This is a genomic window from Schaalia odontolytica (assembly GCF_031191545.1).
In the GTDB taxonomy this organism is placed as follows: domain Bacteria; phylum Actinomycetota; class Actinomycetes; order Actinomycetales; family Actinomycetaceae; genus Pauljensenia; species Pauljensenia odontolytica.
The window spans coordinates 70,547-84,869 of sequence record NZ_CP133472.1; the positions used below are offsets into that span (position 1 = coordinate 70,547).

Below are 14,323 nucleotides of genomic sequence, written 5' to 3' on the forward strand. Positions count from 1 at the left end.
ACTCTCATAGAATCGACCAGGTGAGCGACGAACAGACATTCGACCAGACCGACCCGTTGATCGGGCTCCTGGTCGACGAACGATACCGAGTCACCCGTCGGTTAGCGCGCGGTGGCATGGCGACCGTGTACATCGCCCAGGACGAGCGCCTGGAGCGCCCCGTCGCCCTCAAGGTCATGCATCCACACCTGGCGGACTCCCAAGATTTTGTCGCGCGTTTCCGCCGCGAAGCACGCGCCGCCGCTCGCATCGTTCACCCGGGTGTCGTGTCCGTTTTCGATCAGGGCGTGATCACCGGGCAGGGCTTCCTCGTAATGGAGCTGATTGACGGAACTAATCTGCGCCAGCTGCTGCGCGCGCAGGGAGCGTTCACGATCCCCCAGGCACTGCGATACACGACTGACACCCTTGAGGCGCTTCGCGCCGCTCACCGCGTCGGCGTCATACACCGCGACATTAAGCCGGAGAACATTCTCGTTCCCACAGATGGCCCTGCGAAGGTGACCGACTTCGGCCTGGCACGAGCGGCCTCTGAGGTGTCGATGTCGTCGACGGGCAACATGCTTGGTACGGTCGCGTACATCGCACCCGAGATCGCAACGACCGCCGAGGCCGACGCTCGTTCAGACATTTACTCCGTGGGTATCATGCTCTACGAGATGCTGACCGGTGCCGTACCCTGGGCCGGCGAGTCTCCCCTGCAGATCGCGACGCACCACGTCTCCGACGACGTTCCCAGCCCATCCATCACCCAGCCGTGGATACCCCGCGAGATCGACGACCTCGTCGCCGCTCTGACGGCCCGCGATCGCGCCTCACGGCCCGTCGACGCATCGGATGCAATTGACCTGGTTACGCGCGCAGCTGCGTCAATCCCCTCGGAGCTCTCTAGCCAACGCGCAGACGTTGCGCCTGCCGATCGCGGCGGTGCCTCACAGACCAGCGCGCTCAACACCGAGGTCATCTCCGCTCAGTTCACGAGGCCGCTGCCACGCCCCACTCCTTCCACCGTTGCCACGGTCCACACCTCGGCACCAGTTCCCGAGGTGCACGACAAGGGCACAACCAAGCCCTACGGGCACGCCGCCCTGTGGGTGAGCCTCGTCATCCTGCTGCTCGCGGCGGCGGGTATCGGGGGCAGCTGGTGGTGGACCGAGTACGGACCGGGCTCCTACGTGACCATGCCCGCGACCGACGGTCGACCACTCGCTGAAGTCCGGGCCGAGCTGAACTCGATGGGCCTTGCTTCCACCGTTGAGGAAGAGTTTTCCGACGACGTCGCCTCCGGATCGATCACCCGTTCCGATCCCCGGGGCGGCGAACCCGTCCACAAACGTGCTGAGGTACAGCTCTACGTATCCAAGGGTGTGGACATGAAAGTCGTGCCCGACGTGACCGCTAAGACTCAGGATGACGCGAAGAAGGCGCTCACCGAGGCGGGTTTGGCCCTCGGCGCGATCACAGACGCCTACTCCGAGGATGTGCCGCGCGGACAGGTCATCTCCCAGTCCGTGGCATCCGGAACGTCGATACCGCATGACACGGCTGTCGACGTCGTGTTGTCCAAGGGCCGCGAGCCCCTCAGCGTCCCATCGTTGAGCAGCATGACCGCCGACGCCGCGAAGAGCGCCATCGAATCGCTCGGCCTCGTCGCAACCCCAACCGAAGCGTTCTCCGACACGGTCGCGGAGGGCCAGGTCATCTCCCAGCAGACCAGCGAGGGTACGATCCTGCACCGCGGTGACGCCGTCGCCTACACGGTCTCCAAGGGCCCCGAGAAGGTCGCGGTGCCCGACGTCGTGGGGCGCCAGCGCCAGGAGGCACGCACAATCCTTGAGAACGCGGGCTTCTCCGTTTCGGAAGAAGCGATTCTCGGCGGATTCTTCGGCACCGTCCGCCAGAGTGATCCCGCCGCCGGCACAATGCTCAAGAAGGGCAGCGTCGTCACGATCACGGTTGTCTGACGCGCAGCCCACCCGCCGCACTCGCGCGCACCTACAACACCGCGGCCTCGTCCATGAGGGACGAGGCCACGGTTCTTGGCGCTTAGTGTTTCACTCTTCGGAGGAGGAAACCTTCGCGAGGTACTGGGCGACCTGGAAGGCCATCTCTAGGCTCTGCTGGTGGTTAAGGCGCGGATCCACGAGAGTCTCGTAACGGTCGTGCAAGGACTCGTCATCGATATGCTCGCTGCCGCCGATCACCTCGGTGACGTCATCTCCGGTGAGCTCGACGTGTAATCCACCCGGGACCGTGCCCGCGGACTCGTGAGCCTCGAAGAAGCCACGAACCTCGTCCATCACCGTCTCGAAGCGCCGCGTCTTGTAGCCGGTCGAGGACGTGATCGTGTTGCCGTGCATCGGGTCGGTCATCCACGTCACCGGGCGCCCGTCCTCCCGAGCGGCTTCCAGCAGCGGCACAAGCACCTCACGGATACGGTCGGCACCCATGCGCGTTATGAAGGACAGTCGTCCTTCCTCGCCGTCGGGGTTGAGGCGGTCGATGAGTGAGAGCATCTGGTCGCGCGTGGTCGATGGACCGAGCTTGACCCCAATCGGATTACGAACGCGCGACAGCAGCTCAATGTGAGCGCCCTCCTCCTCGCGCGTCCTCTCCCCTGCCCACAGGAAGTGGGCAGACGTGTTGTAAGGCTCGCCCGTACGCGAATCGATGCGGGTCATGGCCGACTCGTACTCAAGAAGCAACGCCTCGTGCGACGAGAATAGATCCACGTCGCGCAGCGTCTCAAAGTCGACGCCCGCAGCGCCCATGAACTTGATCGCCCGGTGGATGTCCTCCGCCAGCGACTCGTAGCGCGCGTACGCAGGGTTCGACATGAAGCCCTGATTCCAACGGTGTACCTGACGAAGGTCCGCGTAGCCGCCCTTCGTAAAGGCGCGTATCAGGTTCAGCGTCGAGGCCGCGTGGTTGTACAGCGACAGGAGGCGCTGCGGATCGGGTTCGCGCGCCTCGGGCGTGAACTCAAAGGAATTGACGGCGTCGCCGCGGTAGCTCGGCAGCGTGACACCGTCGCGCGTCTCCATGTCGGACGAGCGGGGTTTGGCGTACTGGCCCGCGATACGTCCGACCTTAACGACCGGCAGCGAGGCACCGTAGGTGAGCACGACCGCCATCTGGAGCAGGGTCTGAATTTTTAGGCGCACGTGATCCGCCGTCGCCTCAGCGAAGGTCTCGGCGCAGTCCCCGCCCATGAGGACGAAGGCCTCGCCGCGGGCGGCCGCGCCCATCCACGTGCGCAGGTCGTCAACCTCCCCCGCGAAGACAAGCGGCGGCTGACGGCGCAGCTGAGCCGTCACCTCAAGGAGGTGCTCATCATTCGCATAGGTAGGCTGCTGGGCAGCGTCCAGGCCGCGCCACGTGTCCCAGGGAGCTAGCTCCCCGGACTCGGGCGACCACAGACGCTCGGGGACGCGGCGGGAGCGAGGCTTGCGCACAGGCTCGCCGCCGCGTCCGGGAGTGATCGAAGGAATCACGCGAAGCGACTCACTCGCCGGCAGGCTCGACACTCTGGCCGATCTCGGCCATCATCTCGAGGAACCAGGGGGCGGAGATGTCGAAGGGCTTGCCGCCCGCGATGCGCGGGAACGGGATGGCCTTGAGGCGGTCGCCGTCTTCCTCGTCGTGGCCGATAACGCCGGACTCACCCTTGAAGGCGCACTCGACGGCGAGGTCGGTCATCGACTTGATCAGGCGCAGGTCGTCGGCATTGGCGCGAGAGGAACGCGAGAAGTAGCCGGACTTTTGGACCATGACCTTTTCGGCGTCGATCTTCTCGGCGAACTGCTTGGCGAACCACTGGCCGGGGTTGATCGTGTCGAGCTTGACGTGGCCGAAGGGGTCCCGCTGGACCTCGCCACCGGCAGCCTCGATCTCCGCGATGATCTCGGGGACGCCAGCGCCTTCGGACAGGAAGATGTTGACGTTACCCTGCTCGTCCATGATGGCCTTGAGACGCGCTGCCTCCGCGTCCAGGTCGATCTTCATCTCGGGCAGGAAGATGGCGTGGATATCCCAACGCTCCTGCGACAGGCCGATGGAGGGCACCCACTCCTGGGTCTTCAGCCAGTCGTGGTAGCACTTCGAACCGGCGGCGGTCAGCCAACCGCAGTGGCGGCCCATGATCTCGTGGATGATGAGCATGCGGGGGTTGGAGCGGTGCTCACCGATGACGTTCTGGGAGTACTCGGAGACCTCTTCAGCCGCGGTCCAGGCACCCAGGGACTGACGGATCGGCACAACGTCGTTGTCGATCGTCTTGGGCAGGCCCACGACGGTGAGGTGGTAGTCGTGCTCCTCCAGGTAGGCGGCCAGGTCGGCCGCCGTCGTGTTGGTGTCGTCGCCACCGATGGTGTGCAGAACGTCCACACCGTCGGCGCGCAGCTGCTCGGCGGCCTTTTGCAGCGGATCCTCATCCTCGGAGACGAGGCCACGCTCGACAAGGTTCTTCTTGTTCGTCAGCTTGACGCGGGAGTTGCCGATCGGGGAGCCGCCGAAGCGGTGCAGGACGGCAGCGTGCTTGCGCGCTTCCTCGTCCACCAGCACGTAGTTGCCGGTGAGCAGGCCGTGGTAGCCGTTCTGGTAAGCGATGATCTCAACGGTGGGATCAATTTCGTTGTAGCGCTCAATAAGTCCGCCGACGGCGGAGGACAGGCACGGGGCGAAGCCACCTGCGGTCAGCAGGGCAACACGACGGACCGACATGAATGTCACCTTTCTCAGGTTGGTTAGGTAAGCGCCCGCGCCCGCAGACTATGGCGTCCCGGCTGCCCGATGGGGCTGCCTGACCTTCAAAGCCGCGCGCAGGCGCAGAGCACGTTCATTCTACCCGTCCCACATCACGTTTCGCCAAGGACGCCCGTCCCACGAAACGCTTGTGCGTGCCGCCGACCGATGAGGTCGGTCGGCCTCGATTATTCCTTGTCCGACGTCTTCTCCTCGTCTTCGCTCTCCTGCTCGGGAGCGGTGGGAACGGGGACGTCGGGAGCGGTACGTCCGCCAGGTGCGGGGCGACCATTGGAGGGGACGGGCCCCTCGAAAGCACCCTCGGCGGCAAGCTGCGCCTTGACGTCGGCGGCGTACAGGTCCACGTACTCCTGGCCGGACAGGAGCATCAGGTTGTACATGATCTCGTCGGTGATAGCGCGCAGCACGTAGCGATCCTTGTCGAGGCCGCGGTAGCGCGAGAAGTCCAGGGGCTCGCCGATGACCATGCCGATGTTCGTGCGCGACGGAATCTTCTGGCCGATCGGCTGCGCGGCGTGGGTTCCGATCATTGCCACAGGGATGACGGGTGCGCCGGACAGAAGCGCGAGGCGCGCAACGCCGGTCTTTCCACGGTAGAGGCGACCATCGGGGCTTCGGGTGCCCTCGGGGTAGATACCGAAGAGCTCGCCCTCACGCAGGCGCTTGAGACCGGCATTGAGAGCGGCCTCGGAGGCGCGACCGCCGGTGCGGTCCACGGGGATGGTACCGACAGCGCGCATGAACTCCTTCGTCATCCATCCCTTGAGACCGGTGCCTGTGAAGTAGTCGGCCTTGCCCATGAAGACTACTTCGCGATCGAGCATCATCGGCAGGAACACGGAGTCCCACACAGCGTTGTGGTTGGATGCGAGGATGGCGGGTCCCTCGGCGGGGATGTTCTCCTTGCCGCGGATCCACGGGTGATAGGCCGCCTTAAGAACGGGGCTTCCTGTCGCCTTGAGAGCCTGATAGAACGCCACTGTCACTCCTCGAGTCTCGACGGGCGCGCGAGCGCGCGAACGAATTAGTATCAACTCTATGACGAAACGAACTCCCGTGCGCAATTGTGGGAAAACCATAGCGCCCGGCGAGTCGGCCCGTCCCTTCGCGCGATCGGTGGTCTCGGATGCCCTAACGAGGGCGTCATCCGTCGAGCTCGCCCCGAGCCTCGAGGCCGTGGGAACCCCGGCGTCAAGCGGGCACTGGGTCGTCGTCGATCTCGAGACCACCGGCCTAGGAGCGGGCGCTGAAATCACGGAGATCGGCGCGGTGCGCCTACGCGACGGAGCGGTCGCGGACGAGTTTTCCTCTCTGGTCAAACCCTCGCGCCCCATTCCCCCATTCATCACTTCGCTGACAGGCATCACGCCCGCCATGGTGGCCGACGCCGAAGCGATCGCCACCGTTTTGCAGCGCTTCATGGACTGGTCCGGCCTCGGCACGCAGGGGTCCCCCGTCCTCGTCGCGCACAACACGGCCTTCGACGTTGGATTCCTGCGCCGTGCGGCCCGCGCGAGCTCGCTGCCCTGGCCTAAAGTCCGCGTCGTCGACACGCTTGCTCTCGCGCGGCTGGCCCTGCCCCGCCCACTCGTGCGCAACCATAAGCTCGGGACGGTCGCCTCGTACTTTGGCACGGCCACCGTGCCGGGGCACCGGGCCCTCGGAGACGCCCGCGCGACGGCCGAGATCCTCCTGGGCTTCATCGACCTGCTGTCGGGTGCGGGAGTGACCGATGTCGAGGACCTCATCGCACTCACCGAGCAGGCACCGTCACGACGCCCTTCCACTCCCCCTTTCGTCTCCGCGCTGCCAAGCTCCCCCGGGGTGTATCACTTCGTCGACGCCGCGGGCGACACCCTCTACGTGGGGTCGGCCTCGTCCCTGCGCTCACGCGTGGGAAGCTACTACACGAAGGCCGAGAAACGCCCGAAGGTCCAGCGCATGGTCTCCCTGGCCTCGGGAGTGCGCCACTATCCGACCTCATCAGTCCTCGAGGCGAGGATCCGGGAGCTGCGCGACATCAAGGCTCTCACGCCGCCCTACAACTCCGCCTCGAGGCGGCAGGGTTCTCAGCACTGGGTTGTCGCCGAGGACGGTCTGCCTCGGGTGGTGGCACGGGTGATGCTCACGGAGCTTGCGCGCGCCCTCGGCCCCTTTGGCACTCGTGCGCACGCCCAGCGGGCAGCGGCAGCAATCGAGCGGGTGCTGGCGCAGGTCGAACCCGACCACGCCCATGAGATCCTTGACGAGGCCATGGAAGCCTCGACGCTTCGCGTTCCCCACGCGCTCACCAACGTGATGGAGAGGCTGTCCGCCCAAGGCCTCTTCGAGCCTGCGGCTGCCGCGCGAGATGACCTGAGCGCCTACATGACCGGAGTCGAGCGTTCGACGATGCGCCCGATCTTGGCCGCTCCACGCATCGTGTGGGGTACGCGCCGCGACGGCGGCGAACCTGGCTGGATCCTGCACGTCGCCTCCCACGGCCGCCACATCAACTCCGTCGTCGTGCCCCCGCGCTCCGATCCCTCTCCCTGGATCGACGTTCTTTCCTCCACGCGCCCACTTGAGACGGACGGGATGGCCGCGCAGGCGGCTTCGTGGGCCGAAACCGCTCTCCTGTGCGCGGAGCTATGCCGCGAGGGGACGCGCCTGGTCGAATGGAACGGGCCGCTTCCCTGGTCTCAGCCCACCAACAGCCCACTAAGCGACGGACGGCTGCGCGACCTCCTGGCCCACGCAACCGCCCATCGGCTTTTCGACCCGCGTTCGTGACGCAGGCTCGCTCCCTATGCGTTCGAAGCAGCCACCCAACGTTCGATGAGTCGGGCTCCGTCCCCGTCGGCCAGCGCGCCGAGGGCGCGTTCGACGGCACCGCGCATACGCTGCTCGAAATCCTCCTCCGTCACAGGAGTCTCCAGGCCTTCCCAGGCCAGGATACCCGCGCCGACATTGAGCGCAACGGCGTCACGAACCGCGTCTGCTCCACCGCCCGAGAGAACGTCGCGCGCCACGGCAGCGTTATCCGCGGCCTCTCCACCGGCGAGGTCCGCGATCGTCGAGGAGGCCATGCCCAAGGACTCGCGCGCGTCGAACTGAGTGGGCGTGACGGCTCCGCCCGTAACGATCCACACCTGGTTCACGTCGGTCGTCGTCAGCTCGTCAAGGCCGCAGTGGGCACCGCGGAAGACGAGTGCGCTCAGGCCACGCGAGGCGTAGACGCCCGCCATGAGACGCGCGTTTTCCTCGCGCGAGGCACCGATCGCGCATGCCTGGACGCGCGCCGGATTCGTCAGCGGTCCCAGGACGTTGAACGCCGTGGGGAAACCGAGAGAACGGCGGACGGGAGCGGCGAAACGCATCGAGGGGTGCATCTTATTCGCAAACAGGAAGGCGATTCCAACGTCATCGAAGACGCGACGCAGCGCGTCGGCCTCGAGGTCCAGGTTGACTCCGAGGGCCTCGATGACATCGGCGGAACCCGACTTCGACGTGGAAGCGCGGTTACCGTGCTTAACCAGCGGGATCCCCATGGCGGCGAGCACGATCGCGGACATCGTCGATATGTTGACGGTCTTGTAGCCGTCGCCGCCCGTACCCACGATGTCGAGGGCACGGCTGGGCAGGTCAACGTGTGCCGCGTGATCCTGCATGCCATCGGCCAGACCGTGAATCTCGTCGACCGTGGCACCCTTGATAGCCATCGCCGTCAGGAAGGAAGCCAGGCGCGCCTCGCCGAGCTCGCCGCTCATCACCTGGTCCATCAGCCAGTACGACTGGCCGTAGTCGAGGCTCTCCCCCGCGGTCAGAGCGCCGATAATAGGTGCCCACTCATGCGCGGCCATCACTCGGCTCCGCGTAGAACGTCGGCGACTGTCTCCTGAAGAATAATCGGATCGATGGGATCGGCCACGATCGCACTCGCTCCGGCCCAAGTCGCCAGCCACTCGTCCTGCGCGCGCGCGGTCAGGAAGACAATCGGGGGAACGTCGTCGCGGGTTTCACGCAGATCCTGGGCGACGGACATGCCACCCTCCTTCTTCGTCTCAGCGTCAAGGATCAGCATCGCGAAATCCTGCTGATCGAAAGCGTCACGGACGCCGAAGCCCGTGGCGGCCTCAACCCATTCAATGCGGGGCGTGTCCTTCGACGCACGCAGCCCGATGCCGTTGATCACGGCGCTTCGCTTGTCCTTGTCGTCGCTGAAAACCAGGATGGTGACGGTTTCTTCGCTCATGGAAGCTCTCCTTGCATATGTCGGCCAAATCGACGCGATGTTCCCATTCTAACGGCTAGCGGGCGGCTCCCACACAGGGAGCCGCCCGCTGATGATCAACGAACTCGGCGCGCGATCACTGGATCGATGATGTACCGACGATGTCAACGACGAAGACGGTTGCCCGATCAGGCGTCGCTTCCTGGCCGGACTGCGCTTCCTCGCCCGGAATCGGTGCCACGATGAGGAGGCGCGAGCCGACGGTCACGCCCGTGAGCTCAGCTTCCTTCACGGGAGCCTGGAGAGGATCCTGCGCCCAGGAGGACTGGGTCTGTCCGTTGGTACCAAAGCCGCCGACGACCTGCTTGTACAGGACTGCCTGATCGTCCGTGAGCGCTTCGCCCGACCCCTTGTAGATCGTGTAGATCTTCTGCTCGGTGGGAGCGGCAACGCTCTCGTCGATCGCCAGGGTCGGCTCGACGCCCGGCTCGCCGGTGACCGAGATGCCGCCGGGCAGCTCCTCGCCGGTGGCCACGCCGCTGCTGAGGACCGCGTCATCCGCGAGCTTCTGAGTCGCAACGCCCACGATGTCTACGACGAAGACGAGGGTCGAGTTCGCGGGAATGTTGCCACGAGCCTGGCCGCCGTAGCCGAGCGAGGCCGGGATCACCAGCTCGACGCGGTCACCCACGTGGGTGTGTGCGAGCCCGTAGGTCCAGCCCTTAACGACCTGGTTGAGGGAGAACTCAATGGCGTCGCCACGCTCGAAGGACGAATCGAAGACCGTGCCGTCCCACAGGGTACCCACGTAGTTCGCCTTGATCGTCGCGCCCGGACACACGAGCGCGCCGTCGCCTTGCTTGAGGGTCTTGACGAGCACCTTCGACGTCGGCTCGGAGCCGCTACCCGCGGCGATCACGGGAGTCTCCTCGCCCGAGATGGACGGGAAGTTCCCATTCCCGCTGCGGTCGACGTTCGCGTTCTGTTCGGCGGAGTCGTCCACCGAGCACGCGGAGTAGTCGATCTGGGAGGAGGAAGACGACGAGGAGGCGTCGGTGCATGCCGCAAGTCCGAAGGCGAGGGCGGCGGCACCGGCAAGAGCGCCGAAGCGGCGCAGGGAGGACATCATGAGATGGTGTTTCTTTCGGCTCAGTGGAAGGATTCGCCGCAGGCGCAGGTGTTCTGGGCGTTCGGGTTATCGATCGTGAAGCCCTGACGCTCGATCGAATCGGCGAAGTCAATCGTGGCACCGCTCAGGTAGGGAACACTCATGCGATCGACGACGACCTCGACGCCATCGAAGGAACGAATCGCGTCGCCATCGAGCGCGCGATCGTCGAAGTACAGCTGGTAGATGAGGCCGGAGCAGCCACCGGGCTGAACGGCGATGCGCAGGCGCAGGTCGTCGCGACCCTCCTGCTCGAGGAGGCTCTTGACCTTCGCGGCTGCGACATCGGTCAGAATGACCTCGTGGGTGGGAGCCTGAGTTGCGGACTCGGACATGGCGCTCCTTTTCGTGACGAATAGACGTATTCCTTTGACACACTACTCCCCCGCCGCAGCCTCGCGCCACGGCTGAGATGCGCGCTCAGCGTAACCAGGTGCGGGCGATCCGGCATCCTGCGTCTTCAAGCGTGACGGATCCCTCCGTCTCAAAGACGCCGTGGATCCCCCATTCAGCCTTCTCAAAGTGCGACAGGGTGGACCTGTGGGTGACGCCGACGACGGGCAGCGCGTTCGCTCCAGCAGCGCTTGTCACGGCGTCGAGGGTGGACTCAGCGAGGAGCGGGGAGGACAGCTCTGGCTCCGCGACGATAACGAGGTCGGCATCTGCCAGGATGTCTTCCAAGGCGAGCACCTGAGACAGCAGGTCGCCCGTGGGCACGATGCGTCCACCAATGGCAGCAATGACAGCACCGACGCCACCACCGGCACCGGAGCCCCGATGGCGGGCAGGGTGCGCATCCTGACCCGTCAGGAGCTGGCGCCGTCCCAGCGGGCGGTTCGCAAACGCCTGTGTGAGGGCAGCGGTCAGTGCGGTGTCTTGAGTCTCGATAGGCTCAAGATCGGGTGCAACCGCGAGAACGGAATCGAGGCCGAGCAGGGGGCGCGCGGTCGACGCCGCGCATACGAGATCCAGGTCGGTGTCGGCAATCAGGCCCTGAGCACGCGTCAGAGCGTCGCCAAGCAAATCCGTGTTCCTCGGATCAATGCCGGAACAACCCAGGAGCCCTTCGAGAAAGCCCACGCCGCAATCGACAGACGCATTGTGTCCCCCTTCGACGACCACCGTGCCCCCGTCGCGCAGCGAATCCAATACGCGCCGGCCTGCCTCAAGCGACGAGGAAGCCTCGGTGGGCACGCGCACGAACAAGGCCTGAGAGCGCGAGGCGGCCATCGCCTCCTCGAAGGTGGGACCGGTCCCAACGGGAACCGTCACCACCGTCGAGTCCGAGGCACCCAGAACGCCCCGGCCGATGGCATTGAGCGCTTCCCCGGTCGGCAGGTCGGGGGTTGCCCCGTCCCACCGACCGGCGACAACGACACGACTCACAGGGTCGCCACGCGCGTGAGCAGAAGAGCCTCTGCGAGGATCGCGGCCTTCAGGTCCGAGATCGACTGCGACTCGTCCTCCGAGTGGGCGTTCGTCATCGGGTCCTCGATGCCGGTGACGACAACCTGCGCGTTCGGGAAGATACGCTGGAAGTCCGAGATGAAGGGAATTGAGCCGCCCACGCCGATGTTGACCGAGGGCACGCCCCAGGCCTCGGTGAGGGACTCGTGCAGCGCCTTCGTCACGGGGGAATCCATGTCGGCCTGGTAGCCGGCACCCGCATCCTCAGCCGTGACCTCGACGCGCGCGCCGAAGGGAGCATGGGCCAGCAGGTAGTCGACGAGCTTGGCCTGGGCCTGCGTCGGATCCACGCCCGGCACGGTGCGCATCGACAGGCGGAAGCGCGTGTGCGGCGCGATCGTGTTCGAAGCGTTGGAAACGGGGCGAGCATCGAAGCCGATGACCGAGATCGACGGCTTGGTCCACATGCGGGCCGCGATGTCACCGGAACCGGCGAGCTGGAGGCCGTCAACCATTCCGGCCGCCTCGCGCAGCTCCTCCTCCGGCCAGTCCACGTCGGCTTGATCCGAGCCGCCCAGGCCCTCAACCGCGACGTCGCCCTTCTCATCGAAGAGCGAGGCGATGAGCATCGAAGAGATCGCAACAGAGTCGAGCAGCGGGCCACCGAAGGCACCCGAGTGAACGGCGTGGTCCGCGACGGTCACGTCGACGGTCACGATGGCATTGCCGCGCAGCGTCGAGGTGACGGCGGGCTGGCCCACCTTCCAGTTAGACGAGTCCGTCACGACGATGACGTCGGCAGCAAGCTCATCCTTGTGCGCATCGAGGAATGCCGTGAACGACGGGGAACCGATTTCTTCCTCGCCCTCGATAAACACGACGACGTTGACCGGCAGGTCCTCACCCAGGATCGACAGCGAACCAAGGTGCACCGTGATACCGGCACCATCGTCGGAGGAGCCACGGCCGTAGATGCGGTCGCCGCGAACCTCGGCCTTGTAGGGGTCCATGCTCCAACGGTCCAGCTCGCCCACCGGCTGCACGTCGTGGTGCGCGTACAGCAGGACGGTCGGTGCGCCTTCGATGTGGGGCGTGTGGGCGACGAGGGCGGGCTTGCCCTCGGTGCCGTCTTCGCCGGTTTCGCGCAGGACCTTGGCATCAAGCCCGAGGGCTGCGAAACGCTCACGAATGTGCTCGGCGCTGCGTTCAAGGTCAGCCGCGTGCGCCGGATCCGACGACACCGACGGAATGGCAACGATCTGCGTGAGTTCATCCAGCAGGGACGGGAAAGCCGCCTCCAGGCGCTCGCGCAAAACGGACGTGGACAACAATGCGTGTGAAGTATCAGCCATACGCCCAGGGTAGACCATGGGAGTGCACGGCGGGCAGGCTATCCGTTAGCCTTGAAGCGTGTTTGGACGAAGCAAGAACAACAACGATGAGACCTCGATGAACATCGAGCCCGTCTCAACGACGCCCGACGGCAAAAAAGGCCGCCCCACGCCGAAGCGTAAGACCGCCGAGGCCGCACGGATCCGCCCGCTGGTTCCCAAGGACCGCAAGGAAGCCAAGCGCGCCGCCCGCGCCGCCCGCAACGCGCGTTTCGACGCCGAACAGCGCGCGTTGATCACCGGCGAGGAAAAGTACCTGCCCGCACGAGACAAGGGCCGCGCACGCCGTTTCGTGCGCGACTACGTGGATGCACGCCACTCCTTCTCCGAGTGGATCCTCGCCGTCATGATGGCGTCCATCATCCTCATCATGTTGCTGTCGATGCTCGGCAACAAGATCCCGCTGCAGTATCAGGCGTACATGCTCTACGGATCCTCGGCCCTCATGTACGGCTCGTTCATCATCACCGCGATCGAGGCCTTCTTCGTGTGGCGCAAGCTCAAGGGCGCCTTCGCCGAGGCTCACCCCCGTGAGGACATTCCTTCCGGCACGGGCTACTACGCCTTCTCCCGCATGATCATGCCGCGCCGCTGGCGCTCGCCGCGCCCGCAGGTTGCTCGCGGAGAATTCCCGAAGTAATCGCTGAGCACGTCGGCCCCATCCACATGGTGCGGGGCCGACGTGTTGTATCCACAGGGCTTGCGGCGGCGGCACACGTATCCACAGGTGCCGCCTTGTCGCTGGCCATCTCGTGATCGCCCGCGCGATCCTGTCTATGTCGGAGCATCGAGGCTCCGACACGGACAGGAGGATGCACCATGCACACAACGACCGCCCCGACCCCCACCCGCGATACCGCGTGCGACGAGGAGGCGTTACACCCCGAGGGAATGTACGGCCCCTCGCACTGGTTGGATGACAGTGGCGTGTCAACGCTTCTGGCTCCGTACCTGTGCGACGGCTGGGATCTGGGCGACTACGCGCGTTTCGCGGACCTGTCGGGCACGGACGCGCGTCGACTCGCTTCGCTGCTCCCGAAGGAAGCGCGCGACGACCGGCAAAACAACGCTCCACGCATCGTCGATCTACTGCGAGCCGCCTCCCGCGTCGAGGGTCTCACCCTCGAGGGATACGTCGTCCGCGCGCCTCGTCGCGACGAGCGGGTCAGCATCGACACGGTCCTCGTACCGGAGTCGGCGATCGTCGCACACACCGCCACCCCCATCGACGACGACCGCTATCCGAGCTACCAGCACTGGCTCACGCTTGCCTCGGTCCTCGGCCTGGGCGAGGACGCGATCCCTCCCGATGAGATGCGCGTCCTCATTCGGGACGGATCATCGACGCGGTGGTGGTGGGCATGGTGGGACTGATCATCT

General features: G+C 65.6%; 13 protein-coding genes. 4 read left to right on the forward strand and 9 right to left on the reverse strand.

The annotated features are described in order from the left end of the window. Nucleotides 1-20: 20 nt before the first annotated feature. Nucleotides 21-1,964, forward strand: coding sequence for a Stk1 family PASTA domain-containing Ser/Thr kinase (pknB, locus tag RDV55_RS00325; RefSeq protein WP_111823058.1), 1,944 nt, complete (start codon nt 21-23; stop codon nt 1,962-1,964). Between the two features lie 90 nt (nt 1,965-2,054). Here the strand turns inward: pknB and RDV55_RS00330 are convergent, their stop codons facing one another. From RDV55_RS00330 to RDV55_RS00340, 3 genes are all read right to left on the reverse strand, one after another. Continuing rightward, nucleotides 2,055-3,494: a class II 3-deoxy-7-phosphoheptulonate synthase gene (locus RDV55_RS00330; RefSeq protein ID WP_111823144.1), complete on the reverse strand. Its 1,440-nt coding sequence runs from the start codon at nt 3,492-3,494 to the stop codon at nt 2,055-2,057. A gap of 10 nt (nt 3,495-3,504) precedes the next feature. Continuing rightward, the gene (locus tag RDV55_RS00335; protein ID WP_111823057.1) at nt 3,505-4,722 is read right to left on the reverse strand and encodes a pyrophosphate--fructose-6-phosphate 1-phosphotransferase; all 1,218 of its coding nucleotides are present in this window, start codon (nt 4,720-4,722) and stop codon (nt 3,505-3,507) included. Between the two features lie 209 nt (nt 4,723-4,931). Then, nucleotides 4,932-5,744: a lysophospholipid acyltransferase family protein gene (locus tag RDV55_RS00340; RefSeq protein WP_111823056.1), complete on the reverse strand. Its 813-nt coding sequence runs from the start codon at nt 5,742-5,744 to the stop codon at nt 4,932-4,934. A 58-nt stretch (nt 5,745-5,802) separates the two neighbouring features. Between RDV55_RS00340 and RDV55_RS00345 the strand changes: the two genes are divergently transcribed. Beyond that, a complete protein-coding gene (locus tag RDV55_RS00345; protein WP_111823055.1) occupies nt 5,803-7,536 on the forward strand; it encodes an exonuclease domain-containing protein in 1,734 nt (577 codons plus the stop codon). A 14-nt stretch (nt 7,537-7,550) separates the two neighbouring features. Here RDV55_RS00345 and trpD read toward each other — a convergent pair whose 3' ends face one another. The 6 genes from trpD to RDV55_RS00375 form a co-directional block, all read right to left on the reverse strand. Further along, nucleotides 7,551-8,606, reverse strand: a complete 1,056-nt coding sequence (trpD, locus tag RDV55_RS00350) for an anthranilate phosphoribosyltransferase (RefSeq protein ID WP_111823054.1) — start codon at nt 8,604-8,606, stop codon at nt 7,551-7,553. Next, nucleotides 8,606-8,998 carry a response regulator transcription factor gene (locus RDV55_RS00355; protein WP_111823053.1) on the reverse strand — a complete coding sequence of 131 codons (393 nt, stop codon included), beginning with the start codon at nt 8,996-8,998 and terminating at the stop codon, nt 8,606-8,608. Before RDV55_RS00355 ends, trpD begins: the two co-directional genes overlap by 1 nt. Nucleotides 8,999-9,113: 115 nt before the next feature. Then, nucleotides 9,114-10,106, reverse strand: a complete 993-nt coding sequence (locus RDV55_RS00360) for an FKBP-type peptidyl-prolyl cis-trans isomerase (protein ID WP_111823052.1) — start codon at nt 10,104-10,106, stop codon at nt 9,114-9,116. Between the two features lie 20 nt (nt 10,107-10,126). Further along, the gene (gene erpA, locus RDV55_RS00365; protein WP_111823051.1) at nt 10,127-10,480 is read right to left on the reverse strand and encodes an iron-sulfur cluster insertion protein ErpA; all 354 of its coding nucleotides are present in this window, start codon (nt 10,478-10,480) and stop codon (nt 10,127-10,129) included. Between the two features lie 85 nt (nt 10,481-10,565). Then, nucleotides 10,566-11,531 (reverse strand): glycerate kinase, encoded by a 966-nt coding sequence (locus tag RDV55_RS00370; RefSeq protein ID WP_111823050.1) that lies wholly within the window; start codon nt 11,529-11,531, stop codon nt 10,566-10,568. Beyond that, nucleotides 11,528-12,904 carry a M20/M25/M40 family metallo-hydrolase gene (locus RDV55_RS00375; protein ID WP_174703783.1) on the reverse strand — a complete coding sequence of 459 codons (1,377 nt, stop codon included), beginning with the start codon at nt 12,902-12,904 and terminating at the stop codon, nt 11,528-11,530. The genes RDV55_RS00370 and RDV55_RS00375 overlap by 4 nt, the downstream gene beginning before the upstream one ends. A gap of 97 nt (nt 12,905-13,001) precedes the next feature. Here RDV55_RS00375 and RDV55_RS00380 point away from each other — a divergent pair, with 97 nt between their 5' ends. Continuing rightward, nucleotides 13,002-13,583 (forward strand): DUF3043 domain-containing protein, encoded by a 582-nt coding sequence (locus RDV55_RS00380; RefSeq protein ID WP_111823049.1) that lies wholly within the window; start codon nt 13,002-13,004, stop codon nt 13,581-13,583. A 179-nt stretch (nt 13,584-13,762) separates the two neighbouring features. Next, the gene (locus tag RDV55_RS00385) at nt 13,763-14,317 is read left to right on the forward strand and encodes a hypothetical protein (protein ID WP_111823048.1); all 555 of its coding nucleotides are present in this window, start codon (nt 13,763-13,765) and stop codon (nt 14,315-14,317) included. The last annotated feature ends 6 nt before the right edge of the window (nt 14,318-14,323 follow it).